A 21,872-nucleotide genomic window follows, 5' to 3' on the forward strand; every position below is an offset into this window, starting at 1 on the left:
GCAACCAATGCGCAAGCCCAACTGCTTGATGAAGGTTTGCTCACAAGAATTTAGCAGACGTTTGGTCAACTGCGAGAGATGGCCGTACTGCTTGTGGGAGCGGGTTTACCCGCGAACAAGGCGACACGGTGTATGGCACCGGCTGCGCCGGTGTTCGCGGGTGAACCCGCTCCCACAACGGCGCACTACTTTCACTTCAGCAAACGATCAACCCTTGGCAGAAACCTTGGGCTTTTTCAGCAGATGCGAGAACACCGCATGCAGATCGTCCGAGGCACTCTCCTCGTCCAGGTTCAGCTTGCTGTCGATGTGGTCCATGTGGTGCATCATCAGGCTCACCGCCTGCTCGGCATCGCGCGCCTCGATGGCATCGATCAGCTGCATGTGTTCGTCATACGAGCAATGCGAACGGTTGCCGCTTTCGTACTGGGCAATAATCAGCGAAGTCTGCGACACCAGGCTGCGCTGGAAGCTGACCAGCGGCGCATTACCCGCGGCCTCGGCCAGCTTGAGGTGGAATTCGCCGGAAAGACGAATGCCGGCACCGCGGTCACCACGGGAAAAGCTGTCGCGCTCCTCACGCACCATCTGCCGCAGCTCGTTGAGCTGCTCGAGGGTAGCGTGCTGCACGGCCAGTTCGGTAATGGCCCTTTCGACCATGCGCCGGGAGAAGAACACCTGGCGTGCCTCTTCCACCGTAGGGCTGGCAACCACCGCGCCGCGGTTCGGCCGCAACAGCACCACGCTTTCGTGGGCCAGACGCGACAAGGCCCGGCGGATGATGGTGCGGCTGACGCCGAAGATCTCGCCCAGCGCTTCCTCGCTCAACTTGGTGCCCGGTGCCAGACGCTGCTCGAGGATCGCCTCGAAAATATGCGCGTAGACGATGTCGTCCTGGGTACCACTGCGGCCGGCCTTGCCGGTACGCGCAGGTTTCTTCAGAGGTTGCAGCTGTTCGTTCATGGGCTCTCGAGGCACGAAGGAAAGTATGGCGCCATTGTACACAGGCTGAGCCGTTTCTGCAGGTGGCCTTTTACCTATATAGCCGTTGTACGACGCATTGCGCACACAAAAGATAAAACATTATTTGCATTCTTTGTACACAAAAGGATAATCCACCGAGCAACTTCTTGACCCTAAAGTCAACAAACCGGTCAGACGTCTGCCTTCCCTCGCGGAGCCGCCAAGTGCATTGCGCAGGCCCCTGGCTCCATAACAACAAGAAAGACTTGAGGAGTACTCGCTGTGGAAAGCCGCAAATCCGAAGCCCCTACGCTGGATCTTGCCCCACCGCTCGAAACGAGCTGGCTGGAGCGGATTTTCAAACTCAAGCAACACGGCAGCACCGTCAGAACCGAAATGATCGCCGGGGTGACCACCTTCATCACCATGGCCTACATCATCTTCGTCAACCCCAACATCATGGCCGACGCCGGCATCGACCACGGTGCCGCTTTCGTCGCCACTTGCATCGCCGCCGCGCTGGGCTGCCTGCTGATGGGCCTGTACGCCAACTGGCCGGTAGGCCTGGCACCAGGCATGGGGCTTAACGCCTTCTTCACCTACACCGTGGTCGGCACCATGGGCTACAACTGGGAAACGGCACTGGGGGCGGTGTTCGTCTCGGGCGTGCTGTTCATGTTCCTGACCTTGTCGAAAGTGCGCGAATGGTTGCTCAACAGCATCCCGGTCAGCCTGCGCCATGCCATGGGGGCCGGCGTCGGATTGTTTCTCGGGCTGATCGGCCTGAAGACGGCAGGCATCATCGTCGACAGCCCCGCTACCCTGATCAAGCTGGGTTCGCTGCATGAGCCAGGGCCACTGCTGGCAGCCGTGTGCTTCCTGCTGATTGCCATCCTCAGCTACAAGCGGGTGTTTGGGGCGATCCTGATCAGCATCATTTGTGTCACCCTGGCGGGTTGGGGGCTGGGCCTGGTCAAGTTCGGCGGGGTGATGTCGATGCCGCCGAGCCTGGCACCGACCTGGATGGCAATGGATGTGGCTGGCGTGTTCAACGTCAGCATGATCAGCGTGGTGCTGGCGTTTCTGTTCGTGCATATGTTCGACACCGCCGGCACGCTGATGGGCGTGGCGCAGCGCGCCAACCTGGTGGCGCCGGACGGGCGCATCGAGAACCTGTCCAAAGCGCTGAAGGCAGACAGTGCTTCGAGCGTGTTCGGCGCAGTGGTCGGTGTGCCGCCGGTGACCAGCTATGTGGAGAGTGCTGCGGGTGTCGCAGCGGGTGGCCGCACTGGCCTCACCGCCGTGGTGGTCGGCCTGCTGTTCATTGCCGCAATGTTCTTCGCGCCGCTGGCCGGGATGATTCCCGCCTATGCCACTGCCGGCGCACTGATCTACGTGGCGATGCTGATGATGGGCAGCATGGCGCATATCCACTGGGACGAAGCTACCGACAGCATTCCAGCGATCGTCACGGTCATCATGATGCCGCTGACCTTCTCGGTCGCCGATGGTATTGCGTTGGGCTTCATCAGCTACGTCGCGTTGAAGGCGGGTACCGGCAAGTACAAGGAAATCTCGGCCAGCCTGTGGGTGCTGTGCGCAATCTTCATTGCCAAGTTCGTGTTCCTCTGACCCCTGCTGCACCAACCAAGGGCGCCTCGGCGCCCTTTCTTTATTGCTACAGCCTGTACCGGCCTCTTCGCGGGCTTGCCCGCTCCCACAGGATCACCACAGCCTTAAAACCCGGCTCCGTACCTGTGGGAGCGGGCAAGCCCGCGAAGAGGCCGGTGCAGGCGATACAAAAACAGCAGACGAAAAAAAGCCCGCCAGTGTGAGAGCGGGCCAAAGGACCTACGAAGATTCTTCTAGCGACCAACTAGCTTCCACGATAGGTCGAATAGCTGTACGGCGAGATCAGCAGCGGCACGTGGTAGTGCTCCTGCTGCTCGTCGATGCCAAAGCGCAGCACGACAACATCCAGGAACGCCTGGGCCGGCAGCTGTACACCGCGAGCGCGGTAGTAGTCACCAGCGCTGAACTGCAGCTGGTAGACGCCGGTACGGTAGTCGTCACCCTGCAGCAGCGGCGCGTCGACGCGGCCATCGCTGTTGGTCAGGGCAGTGTTCACCAGCTCCAGCTGCTGGCCTTCAACACGGTACAGCTCGACCTTGATCGAGCTGCCCGGGCAGCCATGCGCGGCATCCAGTACGTGTGTGGTCAAACGTCCCATTGCTTGTCGCCTCTTGTTCAATCTGTGGGCAAAAAATACACGGCCATCATCACGCCAAAGGGCCTGCGATGTGCGGGAATGACGCCATTAAGACATTCCATCGCAAAATTGTACACAATTTTTTGAGCCCATGCGTCGCACCCGCCGTTTCGTGCCCATTAACGACCCATCGGTCGCAAATACAGGCGCGACACAGACGCCAACGTCATTAGCTGACCAATCAGGCAGGTTTCTTGCACTGTTTTTCCAGGTCGCTTCGAGGCGACAAAAGGGAAGAAATGCGGAAAAACAGGCTTACAAAAGATTTCAGAAGTTGTATACAATCAGCCCATCCGGTGGTGCGACATACCGACGCGGCCCGCCCACCACCCGCACTAACGCACAAGAAGGAAGACTGCAGTGAGCGCTGACTACCCTCGCGACCTGATCGGTTACGGCAACAACCCTCCTCACCCGCAATGGCCGGGCAACGCTCGCATCGCGCTGTCTTTCGTCCTCAACTACGAGGAAGGTGGCGAACGCAACATCCTGCACGGTGACAAGGAGTCCGAAGCTTTCCTCTCGGAAATGGTCGCCGCCCAGCCATTGCAGGGCGTGCGCAACATGAGCATGGAATCGCTGTACGAGTACGGCAGCCGTGCCGGCGTGTGGCGCCTGCTGAAACTGTTCAAGGACAGTGGCGTGCCGCTGACCATCTTCGCCGTGGCCATGGCCGCCCAGCGCCACCCCGACGTGATCCGTGCCATGGCCGAGGCCGGCCATGAAATCTGCAGCCACGGCTACCGCTGGATCGACTACCAGTACATGGACGAGGCCCAGGAGCGCGAGCACATGCTCGAAGCGATCCGCATCCTCACCGAAATCACCGGCGAGCGCCCGCTGGGCTGGTACACCGGCCGCACCGGCCCGAACACCCGCCGCCTGGTGATGGAGGAAGGTGGCTTCCTGTACGACAGCGACACCTATGACGACGACCTGCCCTACTGGGAGCCGAACAACCCTACCGGCAAGCCGCACCTGGTGATCCCCTACACCCTCGACACCAACGACATGCGCTTTACCCAGGTACAGGGCTTCAACTGCGGCGAGCAGTTCTTCCAGTACCTGAAGGACGCATTCGATGTGCTGTACGCCGAAGGCGCCGAGGCCCCGAAGATGCTGTCCATCGGCCTGCATTGCCGCCTGGTCGGCCGTCCGGCACGCCTGGCCGCACTGAAGCGCTTCGTCGATTACGCAAAAAGCCATGACCAGGTCTGGTTCGCCCGTCGCGTGGACATCGCCCGCCACTGGCACGCCACCCACCCGTACAAGAAAGAGAACGCCTGATGACAGCCTTCAAAACCCTCAAGCCATCCGCCCTGAGCCGTGACGCCTTCGTCGAGGCATTCGCCGACATCTACGAGCACTCGCCGTGGGTAGCCGAAAAAGCCTATGACCTGGGCCAACTGGGCGAGCTGGACGAGATCGAGGCGCTGCACCAGCGCATGAGCGACATCCTGCTCAGCGCCAACCACGCCGACCAGCTGGCGCTGATCAACGCTCACCCGGACCTGGCCGGCAAGGCCGCCATCCAGGGCGAGCTGACCGAATCGAGCACCAACGAGCAGGCCGGCGCCGGTATTCACCAGTGCACCGCCGAAGAGTTCGCCCGTTTCACCGAGCTGAACGACGCCTACAAGGCCAAGTTCCAGTTCCCGTTCATCATGGCGGTAAAAGGCAGCAACCGGCACCAGATCCTCGCCTCCTTCGAAAAACGCATTCACAACGATGCCGATGCCGAATTCAAGGAAGCCCTGGCGCAGATCAACCTGATCGCCCTGTTCCGCCTGCTGCAGCTGTAAAGCCGCCGCAACGCTTGAGCCTTATCCAGAACAACGAACATAGAAGAGATATCCGCATGCGCACCCTGATGATCGAGCCCCTGACCAAAGAAGCCTTCGCCCCCTTCGGAGACGTGATCGAAACCGACGGCAGCGACCACTTCATGATCAACAACGGCTCGACCATGCGCTTCCACAAGCTCGCCACGGTCGAAACCGCCGAGCCTGAAGACAAGGCGATCATCAGCATCTTCCGCGCCGACGCGCTGGACATGCCGCTGACCGTGCGCATGCTGGAACGCCATCCGCTGGGCAGCCAGGCTTTCATTCCGCTGCTCGGCAACCCCTTTCTGATCGTGGTCGCGCCAGTTGGCGATGCACCTGTATCAGGCTTGGTCCGAGCCTTCCGCAGTAATGGCAGGCAGGGCGTTAATTACCATCGCGGCGTCTGGCACCACCCGGTGCTGACGATCGAAAAGCGGGATGACTTCCTGGTGGTTGATCGCAGTGGTTCCGGCAACAACTGCGACGAGCATTACTTCACCGAGGAACAGATGCTGGTCCTCAATCCCCACCAATAAGAAAAGGTCGGTCATTCAAGGGCTTTGCCCGAGCGGGTGACCGGCAAGAGGTACATACTGTGGAAGCACACCTTCACGAATGGCTGAACCTGAGCATTCGCTGGGTTCACATGATCACCGGTGTCGCCTGGATCGGTGCATCGTTCTACTTCGTCTGGCTGGAGAACCACCTGAACCGAAGCAACCCGCGCGATGGGTTGTCGGGTGATCTCTGGGCAATTCACGGCGGTGGTATCTACCACCTGGAGAAATACAAGCTCGCCCCCCCGAAAATGCCCGAGAACCTGCACTGGTTCAAATGGGAAGCCTATTTCACCTGGATGTCCGGTATCGCCCTGTTGTGCGTGGTGTTCTACTGGAACCCGGCCCTGTACCTGCTGGCCCCTGGCAGCACCCTCAGCGGTGCCGAAGGCGTGGCCATCGGTATCGGCTCGCTGATCGCCGGCTGGTTCATCTACGACTTCCTGTGCGATTCGCCCCTGGGCAAGAAACCAGCGCTGCTCGGTGCCGTACTGTTCGTGCTGATCATCGCCGCGTGCTGGGGCTTCAGCCTGGTGTTCAGCGGCCGTGGTGCATACCTGCACACCGGCGCGATCATCGGCACCATCATGGTCGGCAACGTGTTCCGCATCATCATGCCGGCCCAGCGCCAGCTGGTGGCTGCGATCGAGAACAACCAGACCCCGGACCCGGTACTGCCGGCCAAGGGCCTGCTGCGCTCGCGCCACAACAACTACTTCACCTTGCCGGTGCTGTTCATCATGATCAGCAACCACTTCCCGAGCACCTACGGTAGCCAGTACAACTGGCTGATCCTGGCCGGTATCGCAGTAGCCGCGGTCCTGATCCGCCACTACTTCAACACCCGCCACGACAGCAACAAGTACGCCTGGACCCTGCCGGTCGGCGCCCTGGCGATGATCTGCCTGGCCTACGTCACCGGTCCGAAACCGATGGCCGTCAGCCCTGAGCAAGCCGCGGCGAAGGTCGAGTACCAGCCACTGCCTGCGACCGCTGTAGGTGGCAAGACCGCTGCCGAGCAACGCGCCGAGGAGGCCGCCAAGGCTGCCGCAGCGCCTGCCGCACCGGCAGAAGCCCCTGCCCAGGCCACGGCCCAGGCTGGCGGCGAGAGCTTCGACAAGATCCACAATGTCATCCAGGAACGCTGCACCGTGTGCCACTCGTCCAAGCCGACCAGCCCACTGTTCAGCGCCGCCCCTGCCGGCGTGATGTTCGACACCCCGCAGCAGATCCAGGCCCAGGCCGCGCGCATCCAGGCGCAAGCGGTCGCCAGCCAGATCATGCCGCTGGGCAACATCACCCAGATGACCACCGAAGAGCGCAAGCTGGTCGGTGACTGGATCGCCAAAGGCGCCCCGGTCAACTGAAACACAATTGTCGGGATAACACCGCCCCTGTAGGAGCGGGTTCACCCGCGAAGAGGCCGGCACTCCCGGCCTCTGTTTCAAGACATACGCAACAAGCAAGCATCGAGCGTTCAGCCTCAAGCGGGAACCTCAGGCTTTCTTAACCGGAAGCCTGCCGCCTGAGGCCGGCGCTTGGATCCGAGAATAAAAACAAAACTCGAGGTGCTGCATGTCCGAGTCACGCAAGGCGCATATCCCTGTTGCGCCGCCGCGCGAGCCCTTGCCCCTGTTCCAACTGATCCTGGTTGGCCTGCAACACGTTCTGCTGATGTACGGCGGCGCCATCGCCGTGCCATTGATCATCGGCCAGGCCGCCGGGCTGTCCCGTGAAGAAGTCGCTTTTCTGATCAACGCCGACCTGCTGGTCGCTGGCGTCGCCACCATCATCCAGTCCTTCGGTATCGGCCCGGTGGGCATCCGCATGCCGGTGATGATGGGTGCCAGTTTCGCTGCCGTCGGCAGCATGGTGGCCATGGCCGGCATGCCCGGCGTAGGCCTGCAGGGGATCTTCGGTGCCACCATCGCCGCCGGCTTCTTCGGCATGCTGATCGCGCCGTTCATGTCCAAGGTCGTACGCTTCTTCCCGCCACTGGTCACCGGCACGGTGATCACCTCGATTGGCCTGTCGCTGTTCCCGGTGGCAGTCAACTGGGCCGGTGGCGGTCAGGAAGCAGGGACCTTCGGTTCGCCGATCTACCTGCTGGTGGCCGGCCTGGTGCTGGCAGTAATCCTGCTGATCAACCGTTTCATGCGCGGTTTCTGGGTCAACGTGTCGGTGCTGGTGGGAATGGGCCTGGGCTACATCCTGGCCGGCTCCATCGGCATGGTCGACCTGTCGGGCCTGAACGACGCACCGTGGCTGCAAGTGGTGACCCCACTGCACTTCGGCATGCCGACCTTCAGCCTGGCGCCGATCCTGTCGATGTGCCTGGTGGTGGTGATCATCTTCGTCGAGTCCACGGGCATGTTCCTGGCCCTGGGCAAGGTGACCGATCGTGAAGTTACCCCGGGGATGCTGCGCCGCGGCTTGCTGTGCGATGCTGGCGCGTCGTTCATCGCCGGCTTCTTCAACACCTTTACCCACTCCTCGTTCGCCCAGAACATCGGCCTGGTGCAGATGACCGGGGTGCGCTGCCGCTATGTCACCATCGTGGCCGGTGCCCTGCTGATCCTGCTCAGCCTGCTGCCCAAGGCGGCCTTCCTGATTGCCTCGATCCCGCCTGCAGTACTAGGCGGCGCGTCCATCGCCATGTTCGGCATGGTCACCGCCACCGGGATCAAGATTCTCCAGGAGGCGGACATCGGCGACCGTCGCAACCAGTTGCTGGTCGCGGTGAGCGTCGGCTTCGGGTTGATCCCCGTGGTACGTCCGGAGTTCTTCGCCCAGATGCCCGAGTGGATGGAACCCATCACCCACAGTGGTATCGCCATGGCCACGGTCAGTGCCCTGGTGTTGAACGTGCTGTTCAACATCCTGGGTGGTGCCGACCGTGCGGTGCACAACGACGCCTGTCACCAGCATTGAGCACAGGGGGGCGGCGCACTGCCGCCCCACCTCGAATTCGCCGTAAACGCTACACCGTCGGCCCGCCGGAATGGGCCGTCCGGGGCGCCTGCGCGCCAAAAAAACCAAACAAAAACAATAAGTCCGGGAACCACAACATGAAACGCATCACCTCGTCCCTCTTGCTGGGCAGCAGCCTGCTGGCCACCGTCCCCGCCCACGCTGGCGAATGGCTGCAGTGGCATGGCGAAAGCCTGACCTACCTGTACGGCAAGGATTTCAAGGTCAACCCACGCATCCAGCAGACAGTGACCTTCGAGCACGCCAACAAATGGAAGTACGGCGATACCTTCATGTTCGTCGACAAGATCTTCTACAACGGCAAGCCCGACCCGGGCAAAGGCGTGACCACCTACTACGGTGAGTTCAGCCCGCGCCTGTCGTTCGGCAAGATCTTCGACCAGAAGCTGGCGTTCGGCCCGATCAAGGATGTACTGCTGGCCATGACCTACGAGCGTGGCGAGGGCGACAACGAGGCCTACCTGATCGGCCCCGGCTTCGACCTGGACATACCCGGCTTCAACTACTTCACCCTCAACTTCTACCTGCGCAACACCGAAGGTAGCCGCCCCGGTGACAATGTCTGGCAGATCACCCCAGCCTTCTCGTACACCATTCCGGTGGGCAAATCCGACATTCTGATCGACGGTTACATGGACTGGGTGGTCGACAACGACCAGACCCGCCGCGGTACCTACCATGCCAACCTGCAGTTCAACCCACAGGTCAAGTACGACCTGGGCAAAGCCCTGAACCTGGGCGCCAAGCAGCTGTACGTGGGCATTGAGTACAGCTACTGGAAGGACAAGTACGGCATCGACAGCCAAGGCAACATCGACAGCAACCAGAGCGTCACCAGTGCCCTGATCAAGGTGCACTTCTAGAAAACTGACCAAACGCACAAGTTTGATCCACCCTGCTCCAGGACGGAGCACTTGAGGCAAGGCGCGCAAGCCAGTAATCTGCGCGCCCCCTCGATCAGGGCAGAAGGGATTCTGCCTGCGTTTACTGACCGCTCAGTCAATGAATACGGGCGGTTGGCCAACGTGTTGCCAGCCTGAAAGACCCTTTTCATCCGTTCAGAACGAAGTCGAGCAGGAAGGTTTTGCCAGCCCAGGAAAGTTGGCTCAACCCTTGCCAAACAGCTGTGGCCTATCGAAAAAAGCTGACTCGCAAGACAAAAAAGCGCCAACAACAAGCGCTGACAATAGATCAATCAAGGGAGCGACACTCGCAATGCGTACCATCAACAGCCTGATCCTCGCCGGCGGCCTGCTGGCCTGTGGCACCACCTTCGGCGGCGACCTGCTGCAGTGGCAGAACAACAGCCTGACCTACCTGTGGGGCAAGAACTTCAAGGTCAACCCGTCGATCCAGCAAACCGTGACCTTCGAGCACGCTGATGGCTGGAAGTACGGCGACAACTTCATCTTTGTCGACAAGATCTTCTACCAGGGCCAGAAAGATGAGGGCAATGGCCCGAACACCTACTATGGCGAAATCAGCCCGCGCCTGTCGTTCGGCAAGATCTTCGACCAGAAGCTGGCCTTCGGCCCGGTCAAGGACGTGCTGCTGGCGATGACCTACGAGTTCGGCGAAGGTGATACCGAGTCGTACCTGATCGGCCCGGGCTTCGACCTGGACATCCCTGGCTTCGACTACTTCCAGCTTAACTTCTACAACCGCACCACCGACGGCAGCCGCGCCGGCGACAACGTATGGCAGATCACCCCGGTATGGTCGTACACCATTCCGGTCGGTTCGTCCGATGTGCTGATCGACGGTTTCATGGACTGGGTGGTGGACAACGACGAAAACCGCCGCGGCACCTATCAGGCCAACCTGCACTTCAACCCGCAGATCAAGTATGACCTGGGCAAGGCCTTGCACCTGGGCGAGGAGCAGCTGTATGTGGGTGTGGAATACGACTACTGGAAGAACAAGTACGGCATCAAGGACAGCGATGCCTTCACCACTGATCAGAACACCATGAGCTTCCTGGTCAAGGTTCACTTCTGATCTGAGTAAAGGGGCCGCCTTGCGGCCCATTCGCGGGTAAAACCGCTCCCACAGGGTCCGCACCGGGTTCATGGCAGACGTTATACATGTGGGAGCGGGTTCACCCGCGAACCGGGGCGAAGCCCCGGCCAGGCAGCATCAACTGGCCGGCCGAACCGCCCGCCACAATTTCCCCGCAATGCCCACCACGGCCAGCACCACGGCACCGGCCACAACCCCGACACCGCCGTTCAGCAGCGCCACGGTAAACGCCCCACCACGTCCTTCACTGAATGCCTCGATGGCATGATGCAAAGGCTCGATGCCATGCACCAGGATCCCGCCACCGACCAGGAACATGGCCGCCGTGCCGATCACCGACAGGCTCTTCATCATGTACGGCGCGGCCCGCAGAATACCGCTCCCCACCGCCCTGGCCAGGCGTGAAGCCTTCTGGGTCATCCACAGCCCCAGGTCATCGAGCTTGACGATACCGCCCACCAGCCCGTACACGCCGATGGTCATGACCACCGCGATGCCCGACAGCACGACGATCTGCTGGGTCAACGGCGAGTCGGCAACAATGCCCAGAGTGATGGCGATGATTTCCGCCGAAAGGATGAAGTCGGTACGTACCGCCCCCTTGATCTTGGCTTTCTCGAACGCCACCAGGTCGACGTTGGCATCGGCCACCGCCACCTTGCGCGCTTCATGCTCGGCGTCATCCTCGGCCTTGCTGTGCAGGAACTTGTGCGCCAGTTTCTCGAAGCCTTCGAAGCACAGGTATGCACCGCCCAGCATCAACAATGGCGTCACCGCCCACGGGATGAACGCACTGATCAGCAGCGCCGCCGGCACCAGGATGGCCTTGTTCACCAGCGACCCTTTGGCCACCGCCCACACCACAGGCAGCTCGCGCTCGGCACGCACCCCGGTGACCTGCTGGGCATTGAGTGCCAGGTCATCGCCCAGCACGCCTGCGGTCTTTTTCGCCGCCACCTTGGTCATCACCGAGACGTCATCGAGTACCGTGGCGATGTCGTCGATCAGTACCAGTAGACTGCTTCCTGCCATGTTTGCCTGCATCCAGAAGAATAAGTGTCGAGGATTCTAGCCCAAAGCCGCTGCCTTGAGCGCCCGTCGAGCCCGGTGCTACCATGCCCGATCCCTCTTAGAGGTGGCCAGACACGAGGAAGATCCCTGACCATGAGCACCATTCGCGAGCGCAACAAGGAACTGATCCTGCGCGCGGCCAGCGAGGAATTCGCCGACAAGGGCTTCGCCGCCACCAAGACCAGCGATATCGCGGCCAAGGCCGGCCTGCCCAAGCCGAACGTGTATTACTACTTCAAATCCAAGGACAACCTCTACCGCGAGGTCCTGGAAAGCATCATCGCGCCGATCATGCAGGCGTCGACCCCGTTCAATGCCGACGGTGACCCCAAGGAAGTGCTGAGCGCGTACATCCGTTCGAAGATCCGTATTTCCCGCGACCTGCCGCATGCGTCCAAGGTGTTCGCCAGCGAGATCATGCACGGCGCCCCGCACCTGTCGCCGAACCAGGTAGCGCAGCTGAACGAGCAGGCGCGGCATAACATCGAGTGCATCCAGCGCTGGATCGACCGCGGGCAGATCGCCCATGTGGATGCGCATCACCTGATGTTCAGCATCTGGGCTGCGACCCAGACCTACGCCGATTTCGACTGGCAGATCTCTGCGGTGACCGGCAAGGCCAAGCTGGCCGACAGCGATTATGACGCCGCGGCGGAGACCATAATCCGCATGGTGCTCAAGGGGTGTGAGCCTGAGCTAGCCTGACAGGGCCAGTGGGGCTGCTTTGCAGCCCATCGCCGGCAAGCCAGCTCCCACAGGTACACCACAGTTTTCAAGGTCTGTGGCGGCTCTGTGGGAGCTGGCTTGCCGGCGATAGGGCCGGAACAGGCAATAGAGAATCAGGCTGCTACACCCGCATCCGCCTTCAACCCCATCTCCTCGATCGCACTGATCGCGCACTGCTCGTCGATATCCGACGTATCGCCGCTAATCCCCACCGCACCCAGCACCTTGCCATCCTGATCACGCACCAGCACACCACCCGGCGCCGGCACAACCGGCCGCTCGCCCAACCCGTTCAGCGCAGCAAAAAACGCCGGCCGTTGCTGCGCGTCCAGCGCCAGCAGACGCGACCCCTTGCCCAGGGCAATCGCCCCCCAGGCCTTGCCGGTAGCCACCTCCGGCCGGATCAGGCTGGCGCCATCCTCGCGCTGCAGCGCCAGTAAGTGGCCGCCGGCATCCAGCACTGCCACGGTCAGTGGCGCGGCGTTGATCTTGCGGCCCGCCGCCAGCGCGGCATTCACCAGGCTGACCGCGACTTTCAGGTTCAAAGCATTCATGGAAAGGTCCTCTTCTTGTTGTGAGAAGCCCCGAGGGCAGTTGAAAACCGATAGATCAAATAGAACACAACGAAAGATTTTTTTGTATACAATATTTTGAAACGATCGTATGCGATGGCGCAAACCTCCGTTTTCACGGGCGCTCGAACGAAAGCGACATCCGCCGACGAAAACCCGTTGACCTAAGCGGCCAGCCGTGAATACACTCTGGCACAAAGCAAGTTGTATACAATTACAAAATCGATGAGGCACAAACCATGAGCAAAATGAGAGCAATCGATGCAGCCGTTCTGGTCATGCGCCGTGAAGGTGTAGATACCGCGTTCGGCATCCCGGGGGCTGCCATCAACCCGTTGTACTCGGCCCTGAAGAAAGTCGGTGGCATCGATCACGTCCTCGCTCGCCACGTCGAAGGCGCCTCGCACATGGCCGAGGGTTACACCCGTGCCAACCCGGGCAACATCGGCGTGTGCATCGGCACCTCCGGCCCAGCCGGCACCGACATGGTCACCGGCCTGTACAGTGCCTCCGCCGACTCCATCCCGATCCTCTGCATCACCGGCCAGGCACCACGTGCCCGCCTGCACAAGGAAGACTTCCAGGCTGTCGACATCACCAACATCGTCAAGCCGGTCACCAAGTGGGCCACCACCGTCCTGGAACCAGGCCAGGTGCCTTACGCCTTCCAGAAGGCCTTCTATGAAATGCGCACCGGCCGCCCAGGCCCGGTACTGATCGACCTGCCGTTCGACGTGCAGATGGCGGAAATCGAATTCGACATCGACGCCTACGAACCGCTGCCAGTACACAAGCCATCCGCCACCCGCGTACAGGCCGAAAAAGCCCTGGCCCTGCTCAATGACGCCGAGCGCCCGCTGCTGGTAGCCGGTGGCGGCATCATCAACGCCGACGCCAGCGACAAACTGGTCGAGTTCGCCGAACTGACCGGTGTACCGGTAATCCCGACCCTGATGGGCTGGGGCACCATCCCGGATGACCACGCACAGATGGTCGGCATGGTCGGCCTGCAGACTTCGCACCGCTATGGCAACGCCACCCTGCTGAAATCCGACCTGGTGTTCGGTATCGGTAACCGCTGGGCCAACCGCCACACCGGTTCCGTCGACGTCTACACCGAAGGCCGCAAGTTCGTGCACGTGGACATCGAGCCGACCCAGATCGGCCGCGTGTTCACCCCGGACCTGGGTATCGTTTCCGACGCCGGCAAGGCACTGGACGTGTTCCTCGAAGTGGCCCGCGAGTGGAAAGCCGCCGGCAAGCTGAAATGCCGCAAGGCCTGGCTGCAAGACTGCCAGGAGCGCAAGGCCACCCTGCAGCGCAAGACCCACTTCGACAACGTGCCGGTCAAGCCGCAGCGCGTCTACGAAGAAATGAACCAGGTATTCGGCAAGGACACCTGCTACGTCAGCACCATCGGTCTGTCGCAGATCGCCGGCGCGCAGTTTCTGCACGTGTACAAGCCACGCCACTGGATCAACTGCGGCCAGGCCGGCCCGCTGGGCTGGACCATCCCTGCCGCCCTCGGTGTGGTCAAGGCCGATCCGAAGCGCAAGGTGGTCGCGCTGTCAGGTGACTACGACTTCCAGTTCATGATCGAAGAGCTGGCGGTGGGCGCACAGTTCAACCTGCCATACGTGCACGTACTGGTGAACAACGCCTACCTGGGCCTGATCCGTCAGGCGCAACGTGGCTTCGACATGGATTACTGTGTTCAACTGGCGTTCGAGAACATCAACTCGACCGACGCCGCCACGTATGGTGTCGACCATGTCGCCGTGGTCGAAGGCCTGGGCTGCAAGGCCATTCGTGTGTTCGAGCCGGCCGAGATCGCCCCTGCCCTGCTCAAGGCACAGAAGATGGCCGAAGAGTTCCGCGTACCGGTGGTGGTCGAAGTGATTCTCGAACGTGTGACCAACATTTCCATGGGCACCGAGATCAACGCGGTCAACGAGTTCGAAGACCTGGCCCTGGTCGGCAACGACGCGCCAACCGCCATCTCGCTGCTGGACTGATCGCCTGACGCCCCCGTGCCGGCCCCTACCTGAGGGCGCCGGGGGCCTTCATCGCAAGGAGACACAACATGCCTCGCTTCGCTGCCAACCTGTCCATGCTGTTCACCGAACAGGACTTCCTGGCCCGCTTCAAGGCTGCTGCCGATGCTGGTTTCAGCGGCGTCGAATACCTCTTCCCTTACGACTTCAGCGCTGCCGAGATCAAGCAGCAGCTGGACGCCAACGGCCTGACCCAGGTGCTGTTCAACCTGCCGGCGGGCGATTGGGCCAAGGGTGAGCGCGGTATCACCTGCCACCCTGACCGTGTCGAGGAATTCCGCGCCGGTGTCGACAAGGCCATCGAATACGCCAAGGTGCTGGGTAACACCCAGGTCAACGCCTTGGCCGGCATTCGCCCACAAGGCCCGGACTGCGCCACCGTGCGCAAGACCTTCGTGGAAAACCTGCGCTACGCCGCGGAAAAGCTGAAAGCCGCCGGGATCCGTCTGGTCATGGAAATGATCAACACCCGCGACATCCCCGGCTTCTACCTGAACACCACCAAACAGGCCCTGGAAATCCAGGCCGAGGTTGGCAGCGACAACCTGTTCCTGCAGTACGACATCTACCACATGCAGATCATGGAAGGTGACCTGGCTCGTACCATGGAAGCCAACCTGAAACTGATCAACCACATCCAGCTGGCCGACAACCCCGGCCGCAACGAGCCAGGCACCGGCGAGATCAACTACCGCTTCCTGTTCGAGCACCTGGACCGCATCGGCTACCAGGGCTGGGTGGGCGCGGAGTACAAGCCGCTGACCACCACCGAAGCGGGCCTGGGCTGGCTGAAGACCCATAACGCAATCTGAACGGCTGAACGCTAGCCCCCTGTGAAACACGAAACCCTGTGGGAGCGGGCATGCCCGCGAACACCGGCATAGCCGGTGCCATCCACCGAGTCGCCTGTTTCGCGGGCATGCCCGCGCCCACAGGGATTGGGGGCTGCGTGAGGCATCACAAATATTAAGAGGCACCTTGTGATGGGGAAAATCGGGTTGATCGGGACCGGCATCATGGGCAAGCCCATGGCTCAGAACCTGCAGAAAGCAGGTCACAGCATCTTCGTTTCCACTCACCACGACGCTGCCCCGGCCGACCTGATCGCCGCCGGTGCCGTGGCCCTGGCCAACCCGAAGGAAGTTGCCCAGGAAGCCGAGTTCATCATCGTCATGGTCCCCGACACCCCGCAGGTCGAAAGCGTCCTGTTCGGTGACAACGGCGTGGCCGAAGGCGTGGGCCCGAACAAGGTCGTGATCGACATGAGCTCGATCTCCCCTACCGCTACCAAAGCCTTCGCCGAGAAGATCAAGGCCACTGGCGCTGCCTACCTGGACGCCCCGGTGTCCGGCGGCGAAGTCGGTGCCAAGGCCGCGACCCTGAGCATCATGGTCGGCGGCTGCCCGAAAGCCTTCGAACGCACCCTGCCGCTGTTCGAAGCCATGGGCAAGAACATCACCCGCGTCGGTGGCAATGGCGACGGCCAGACCGCCAAGGTGGCCAACCAGATCATCGTTGCCCTGAACATCCAGGCCGTTGCCGAAGCCCTGCTGTTCGCCGCAAAGAACGGCGCCGACCCGGCCAAGGTACGTGAAGCACTGATGGGCGGCTTCGCCTCGTCGAAGATCCTCGAAGTGCACGCCGAGCGCATGATCAAGGGCACCTTCGACCCAGGCTTCCGCATCAACCTGCACCAGAAGGACCTGAACCTGGCCCTGCAGGGTGCCAAGGAACTGGGCATCAACCTGCCCAACACCTCCAATGCCCAGCAAGTGTTCAACACCTGCCAGGCCCTGGGCGGCGGCAACTGGGACCACTCGGCGCTGATCAAAGGCCTGGAGCACATGGCCAACTTCTCGATCCGCGACGACAAGTAATTCGAATTCGGGGGCTGCTGCGCAACCCAATCGCCGGCAAGCCAGCTCCCACAGGGACCGCACAATCCCTCAATCCTGTGCTGTACCTGTGGGAGCTGGCTTGCCGGCGATGAATTCAACACCTTTGAACCTGCGACCACAGGTTCAAAGGTGGCACCGAGCAACACCCGCCCCTGGTTCGGCCTGCACGGAGGCAGTTCCAGGGGCGTTTTTGATTTTGCAGAACAACAATAATTGGGAGCCTGCCATGTCGGTCGATCCGCAAAAACTTCTCCGCGAGCTGTTCGACACAGCCATCGCCGCCGCCCACCCCCGTCAAGTCCTCGAACCCTACCTGCCCGCCGACCGCAGCGGCCGGGTCATCGTCATCGGTGCCGGCAAGGCCGCAGCCGCCATGGCCGAAGTGGTCGAGAAAAGCTGGCAGGGCGAAGTCTCCGGGCTTGTTGTCACACGGTACGGTCACGGCGCCAACTGCCAGAAGATCGAGGTGGTCGAAGCCGCCCACCCGGTCCCCGATGCCGCCGGCCTGGCCGTGGCCAAGCGCGTGCTGGAACTGGTCAGCAACCTCACAGAAGACGACCGCGTCATCTTCCTGTTGTCCGGCGGTGGCTCGGCGCTGCTGGCCCTGCCCGCCGAAGGCCTGACCCTGGCCGACAAGCAACAGATCAACAAGGCGCTGCTGAAATCCGGCGCCACCATCGGCGAGATGAACTGCGTGCGCAAGCACCTCTCGGCGATCAAGGGCGGCCGCCTGGCCAAGGCCTGCTGGCCGGCCACGGTGTACACCTATGCCATTTCCGATGTACCGGGCGACCTCGCCACGGTGATCGCCTCCGGCCCTACCGTGGCCGACCCAAGCACCTCGGCCGATGCCCTGGCCATCCTCAAGCGCTACGACATCGAAGCGCCCAAGGCCGTCATCGACTGGCTCAACAACCCAGCCTCGGAAACCGTCAAGGCCGATGACCCGGCCCTGGCCCGCAGCCATTTCCAGCTGATCGCCAGGCCCCAGCAGTCGCTCGAAGCCGCCGCGGTCAAAGCCCGCCAGGCCGGGTTCAGCCCGCTGATCCTCGGCGACCTGGAAGGCGAATCACGCGAAGTGGCCAAGGTGCACGCCGGTATCGCCCGCCAGATCGTCCTGCACGGCCAGCCGCTGAAGGCACCCTGCGTGATCCTGTCCGGCGGCGAAACCACAGTGACCGTGCGCGGCAATGGCCGCGGCGGGCGCAACGCCGAGTTTCTGCTCAGCCTCACCGAAAGCCTGAAAGGCCTGCCGGGCGTGTACGCCCTGGCCGGTGACACCGACGGTATCGATGGCTCGGAAGAAAACGCCGGCGCCTTCATGACCCCGGCCAGCTACGCCCGCGCTGAAGCCCTGGGCCTGTCGGCCAGCGACGAGCTGGACAACAACAACGGCTACGGCTATTTCGCCGCCCTGGATGCGCTGATCGTCACCGAGCCGACCCGCACCAACGTCAACGACTTCCGCGCCATCCTGATCCTCGAGACTGCCCAATCATGACGCCTGATAAAAAAGTAAAGATCCTCGCCACCCTTGGCCCTGCGATCAAAGGCATCGACGACATCCGCCAACTGGTAGAAGCCGGGGTGAACATCTTCCGCCTCAACTTCAGCCACGGCGAGCACGCCGATCACGCCCTGCGCTACCAGTGGATCCGCGAAGTCGAGCAGCAACTGAACTACCCGCTGGGTATCCTCATGGACCTGCAGGGGCCGAAGCTGCGCGTCGGCCGCTTTGCCGAAGGCAAGGTGCAGCTGCAACGCGGCCAGGCCCTGCGCCTGGACCTGGACAACACCCCGGGCGACAGCCGCCGGGTCAACCTGCCGCACCCCGAGATCATCGCCGCCCTCGAGCCGGGCATGGACCTGCTGCTGGACGACGGCAAGCTGCGCCTGCGCGTCACCGCCAAGCACAGCGACGCCATCGACACCGAAGTACTGGCCGGTGGCGAGCTGTCCGATCGCAAGGGTGTCAACGTGCCGCAAGCGGTGCTCGACCTCTCCCCGCTCACCGAGAAAGACCGCCGCGACCTGGCCTTCGGCCTTGAACTGGGCGTGGACTGGGTTGCCCTTTCGTTCGTGCAGCGCCCCGAAGACATCACCGAAGCACGCCAGCTGATCGGTGACCGTGCCTACCTGATGGCGAAGATCGAAAAACCATCGGCAGTCGAACAGCTGCAAGCCATCGCGCAGCTTGCGGATGCGATCATGGTGGCCCGCGGCGACCTGGGCGTGGAAGTACCGGCCGAAAGCGTGCCGCAGATTCAGAAACGCATCATCGGCACCTGCCGCCAACTGGGCAAGCCGGTGGTGGTGGCTACGCAGATGCTCGAATCCATGCGTTTCTCGCCAGCGCCGACCCGCGCCGAAGTCACCGACGTGGCCAACGCCGTGGCCGAAGGTGCCGATGCGGTGATGCTGTCGGCCGAGACTGCCTCGGGTGAGTACCCGCTGGAAGCCGTGCAGATGATGAGCAAGATCATCCGCCAGGTGGAGAACGGCCCGGATTACCAGGCCCAGCTCGACGTTGGCCGGCCGAAGGCCGAGGCCACCGTGTCGGACGCCATCAGCTGCGCCATCCGCCGTATCAGCGGCATTCTGCCGGTGGCGGTGCTGGTCAACTACAGCGAGTCGGGCGCCTCGACCTTGCGCGCGGCACGCGAGCGGCCACGGGCTCCGATCCTCAACCTGACCCCGAACCTGACCACTGCGCGCCGCCTGAGCGTGGCGTGGGGCGTGCACTCGGTGGTAAACGACCGCCTGCGCCAGGTGGACGAGGTGGTTTCCACTGCGCTGGAGATTGCCCAGGCACAAGGCATGGCCAGCCGTGGCGACACGTTGCTGATCACTGCCGGTGTGCCTTTCGGCAAGCCAGGGTCGACTAACACGCTGCGGATCGAGACCTTGATCTGACCGCATCGCCGGCAAGCCGGCTCCCACAGGGATCGCACCACTTCAAAGGCCTTTGCAATCCCTGTGGGAGCTGGCTTGCCGGCGATTGGAGGGCAAAGCCCCCCTCGTACACCGAAACACCAGACCTGCGGAAAACCCGAGGCCCAAAGAGGCCCATCGCGCCCCATCAACCTCACTGACTGCCCCGATGTACACCAAAAATTTCGTCAACCCGTGCCCCGACTGGGCCACGGCGTTACTCAACGGCTTCAGCCAGGTGCTGCTGCTGCGTGACCCCCTGTGCGGCCTGTGCTGCCTGCTGGCCATCCTGCTGACCGCCCCCGGCCTGGTCGGTGGTGCCCTGCTCGGCGCCCTGGCCGGCCTGCTCACCGCCCAGGCACGCGGCTACGACCGTGCCGACCGCCAAGCCGGGCTGTACAGCTACAACGGCGTCCTGATCGGCATCCTGATCAGCGTCGTACTGCCCTGGTCGGCCATCCTGCCGCCATTGATCATCGCCGCTGGCGGCCTGTCCAGCATCATCACCCACCAATGGCGCAAGCGCGGTGGCAAGCTGTTGATCGCCTACACCGCCCCCTTCGTGCTGCTTGGCTGGGCCGTATTGCTGATAGCCACCCCCTCGCCCAGCGGCTTCGTCGAGGCCGACCCGCTTTACGCGTTGGCGCGTGGCGTGGGCCAGATCTTCCTGCTCGACCAGCCCCTGGCCGGTCTGCTGATCATCATCGGCATGTTCATCGCCAACCCTTATGCCGCAATGTGGGCAGTGATCGGTTCGGCCATCGGCGGCGGCGCGGCACTGCTCACCGACCAGGCGCAAGCCGCCTGGCTGGGCCTGTATGGTTTCAACGCTGCGCTGGCGGCACTGGCGTTCAGCAGGCAGGGTGAAAAGCCGTGGGTGACACTGCTGGCCATTGCCCTGGCCCTGCTGCTGCAACCACTGTTCAAGCTGCTACCGGTGCCCGGCCTGACCGCGCCCTTCGTCGCCGCCTGCTGGCTGATGCACCTGGGCAACCACCTGGCCCAGCCTCGGCAGCGTGACGCCAGCCGCTTGCACAGCTGAAATGCAGCCCCTAGGCTCAGCCCATCGCTTTTGTGGAACGAGCCAATGAACAATCCTGCGAGCCTGCGCGAGCAGCTCTACATCATCGTCTTCCAGACCGATACCGTGGCTGGAAGACGCTTCGACAAGATCCTCCTGCTGATCATCCTGGCCAGCCTGGTTACCGTCATCCTCGACAGCATCGACGAAGTACACCAGGGCTACGCCGGCCTGCTGGCCGGCATCGAGTGGGGCTTTACCGCGATTTTCCTGGCCGAGTACCTCACCCGCCTGTACTGCTCGCCCAAGCCTTTGCGCTATGCCTTCAGCTTCTATGGCCTGGTCGATCTGCTGGCGATCGTGCCGGGGATCATCGCGCTGTACTACAGCGACGCCCAGTACCTGCTGATCATCCGGGTGATCCGGATGCTGCGGATTTTCCGCGTGCTCAAGCTCAGCCCCTATCTCAAGCAAGCCCATTACCTGATGGAGGCGCTGCGCGGCAGCAAGCAGAAGATCATCGTGTTCCTGGTGACGGTATCGACCCTGGTGACGGTGTTCGGCACCTTGATGTATGTGATCGAAGGGCCTGAGCATGGCTTTACCAGCATTCCCAAGGGCATCTACTGGGCCATCGTTACCCTGACCACGGTAGGCTTTGGCGATATCGTGCCGAAAACCCCGCTTGGGCAGGTGCTGTCCTCGCTGGTGATGATTACCGGTTATTCGATCATCGCCGTACCGACCGGGATCTTTACCGCCGAGCTGGCCAATGCCATGCGCGGGGAACAGTTGCAGCACGACTGCCCGACCTGCAGCAAGAAGAGCCATGAGCATGGCGCGGCGTTCTGTTCGCGTTGCGGGAATGTGCTGTTTCCCAAGCAATGATGTCGCCTGTTCCGGCCCTATCGCCGGCAAGCCAGCTCCCACAGGTAATGCACAATGCCCAAGACCTGTGCAGTACCTGTGGGAGC

At 62.1% G+C, this 21,872-nt stretch carries 20 protein-coding genes; 16 read left to right on the top strand and 4 right to left on the bottom strand.

Annotated elements, in window-relative coordinates; all coding sequences use genetic code 11:
* Positions 1-207 precede the first annotated feature (207 nt).
* Positions 208-963 (bottom strand): GntR family transcriptional regulator, encoded by a 756-nt coding sequence (locus IRZ77_RS22240; protein ID WP_015271161.1) that lies wholly within the window; start codon positions 961-963, stop codon positions 208-210.
* A gap of 282 nt (positions 964-1,245) precedes the next feature.
* On the opposite strand from IRZ77_RS22240, the gene IRZ77_RS22245 reads away from it, so the two are divergent.
* Complete coding sequence (locus tag IRZ77_RS22245) at positions 1,246-2,595, top strand: NCS2 family permease (protein WP_196174443.1); 1,350 nt, start codon at positions 1,246-1,248, stop codon at positions 2,593-2,595.
* Between the two features lie 244 nt (positions 2,596-2,839).
* Here IRZ77_RS22245 and uraH read toward each other — a convergent pair whose 3' ends face one another.
* Positions 2,840-3,193 carry a hydroxyisourate hydrolase gene (gene uraH / locus IRZ77_RS22250; protein WP_003259496.1) on the bottom strand — a complete coding sequence of 118 codons (354 nt, stop codon included), beginning with the start codon at positions 3,191-3,193 and terminating at the stop codon, positions 2,840-2,842.
* A gap of 399 nt (positions 3,194-3,592) precedes the next feature.
* On the opposite strand from uraH, the gene puuE reads away from it, so the two are divergent.
* The 7 genes from puuE to IRZ77_RS22285 all read left to right on the top strand — a co-directional run bounded on the left by puuE (position 3,593) and on the right by IRZ77_RS22285 (position 10,604).
* A complete protein-coding gene (gene puuE, locus IRZ77_RS22255; RefSeq protein ID WP_013973531.1) occupies positions 3,593-4,519 on the top strand; it encodes an allantoinase PuuE in 927 nt (308 codons plus the stop codon).
* Positions 4,519-5,034: a 2-oxo-4-hydroxy-4-carboxy-5-ureidoimidazoline decarboxylase gene (gene uraD / locus IRZ77_RS22260; protein ID WP_046615032.1), complete on the top strand. Its 516-nt coding sequence runs from the start codon at positions 4,519-4,521 to the stop codon at positions 5,032-5,034. The genes puuE and uraD overlap by 1 nt, the downstream gene beginning before the upstream one ends.
* 56 nt (positions 5,035-5,090) lie before the next feature.
* A complete protein-coding gene (locus IRZ77_RS22265; protein ID WP_003259500.1) occupies positions 5,091-5,594 on the top strand; it encodes an ureidoglycolate lyase in 504 nt (167 codons plus the stop codon).
* Positions 5,595-5,653: 59 nt separating this feature from the next.
* Positions 5,654-6,982 (top strand): urate hydroxylase PuuD, encoded by a 1,329-nt coding sequence (locus tag IRZ77_RS22270; RefSeq protein WP_046615031.1) that lies wholly within the window; start codon positions 5,654-5,656, stop codon positions 6,980-6,982.
* Between the two features lie 208 nt (positions 6,983-7,190).
* Positions 7,191-8,546 carry a nucleobase:cation symporter-2 family protein gene (locus tag IRZ77_RS22275; RefSeq protein ID WP_196174444.1) on the top strand — a complete coding sequence of 452 codons (1,356 nt, stop codon included), beginning with the start codon at positions 7,191-7,193 and terminating at the stop codon, positions 8,544-8,546.
* A 137-nt stretch (positions 8,547-8,683) separates the two neighbouring features.
* Positions 8,684-9,469 (top strand): outer membrane protein OmpK, encoded by a 786-nt coding sequence (locus IRZ77_RS22280; protein ID WP_046615029.1) that lies wholly within the window; start codon positions 8,684-8,686, stop codon positions 9,467-9,469.
* A gap of 352 nt (positions 9,470-9,821) precedes the next feature.
* Positions 9,822-10,604, top strand: a complete 783-nt coding sequence (locus IRZ77_RS22285) for an outer membrane protein OmpK (protein WP_196174445.1) — start codon at positions 9,822-9,824, stop codon at positions 10,602-10,604.
* 138 nt (positions 10,605-10,742) lie between these two features.
* Here IRZ77_RS22285 and IRZ77_RS22290 read toward each other — a convergent pair whose 3' ends face one another.
* Positions 10,743-11,657: a DUF808 domain-containing protein gene (locus IRZ77_RS22290; RefSeq protein ID WP_046615027.1), complete on the bottom strand. Its 915-nt coding sequence runs from the start codon at positions 11,655-11,657 to the stop codon at positions 10,743-10,745.
* 132 nt (positions 11,658-11,789) lie between these two features.
* On the opposite strand from IRZ77_RS22290, the gene IRZ77_RS22295 reads away from it, so the two are divergent.
* Positions 11,790-12,401 (top strand): TetR/AcrR family transcriptional regulator, encoded by a 612-nt coding sequence (locus IRZ77_RS22295; protein WP_015271167.1) that lies wholly within the window; start codon positions 11,790-11,792, stop codon positions 12,399-12,401.
* A 134-nt stretch (positions 12,402-12,535) separates the two neighbouring features.
* Here IRZ77_RS22295 and IRZ77_RS22300 read toward each other — a convergent pair whose 3' ends face one another.
* The gene (locus tag IRZ77_RS22300) at positions 12,536-12,976 is read right to left on the bottom strand and encodes a GlcG/HbpS family heme-binding protein (protein WP_046615026.1); all 441 of its coding nucleotides are present in this window, start codon (positions 12,974-12,976) and stop codon (positions 12,536-12,538) included.
* A gap of 257 nt (positions 12,977-13,233) precedes the next feature.
* Between IRZ77_RS22300 and gcl the strand changes: the two genes are divergently transcribed.
* From gcl to IRZ77_RS22335, 7 genes are all read left to right on the top strand, one after another.
* Entirely contained in the window at positions 13,234-15,009 is a 1,776-nt protein-coding gene (gene gcl / locus IRZ77_RS22305) for a glyoxylate carboligase (RefSeq protein WP_085601235.1), read from the top strand.
* A gap of 68 nt (positions 15,010-15,077) precedes the next feature.
* Complete coding sequence (gene hyi / locus IRZ77_RS22310) at positions 15,078-15,860, top strand: hydroxypyruvate isomerase (protein ID WP_196174446.1); 783 nt, start codon at positions 15,078-15,080, stop codon at positions 15,858-15,860.
* A 171-nt stretch (positions 15,861-16,031) separates the two neighbouring features.
* The gene (locus IRZ77_RS22315) at positions 16,032-16,925 is read left to right on the top strand and encodes a 2-hydroxy-3-oxopropionate reductase (protein WP_196174449.1); all 894 of its coding nucleotides are present in this window, start codon (positions 16,032-16,034) and stop codon (positions 16,923-16,925) included.
* A 247-nt stretch (positions 16,926-17,172) separates the two neighbouring features.
* Complete coding sequence (locus IRZ77_RS22320; RefSeq protein WP_196174447.1) at positions 17,173-18,447, top strand: glycerate kinase type-2 family protein; 1,275 nt, start codon at positions 17,173-17,175, stop codon at positions 18,445-18,447.
* Positions 18,444-19,859, top strand: a complete 1,416-nt coding sequence (gene pyk / locus IRZ77_RS22325) for a pyruvate kinase (protein WP_085601234.1) — start codon at positions 18,444-18,446, stop codon at positions 19,857-19,859. Before IRZ77_RS22320 ends, pyk begins: the two co-directional genes overlap by 4 nt.
* Before the next feature lie 187 nt (positions 19,860-20,046).
* Complete coding sequence (locus tag IRZ77_RS22330; RefSeq protein ID WP_108480565.1) at positions 20,047-20,919, top strand: urea transporter; 873 nt, start codon at positions 20,047-20,049, stop codon at positions 20,917-20,919.
* Between the two features lie 45 nt (positions 20,920-20,964).
* The gene (locus IRZ77_RS22335; RefSeq protein ID WP_013973544.1) at positions 20,965-21,786 is read left to right on the top strand and encodes an ion transporter; all 822 of its coding nucleotides are present in this window, start codon (positions 20,965-20,967) and stop codon (positions 21,784-21,786) included.
* Positions 21,787-21,872 lie beyond the last annotated feature (86 nt).

The organism is Pseudomonas pudica (genome assembly GCF_015680405.1).
Classification (GTDB): Bacteria; Pseudomonadota; Gammaproteobacteria; order Pseudomonadales; family Pseudomonadaceae; genus Aquipseudomonas; species Aquipseudomonas pudica.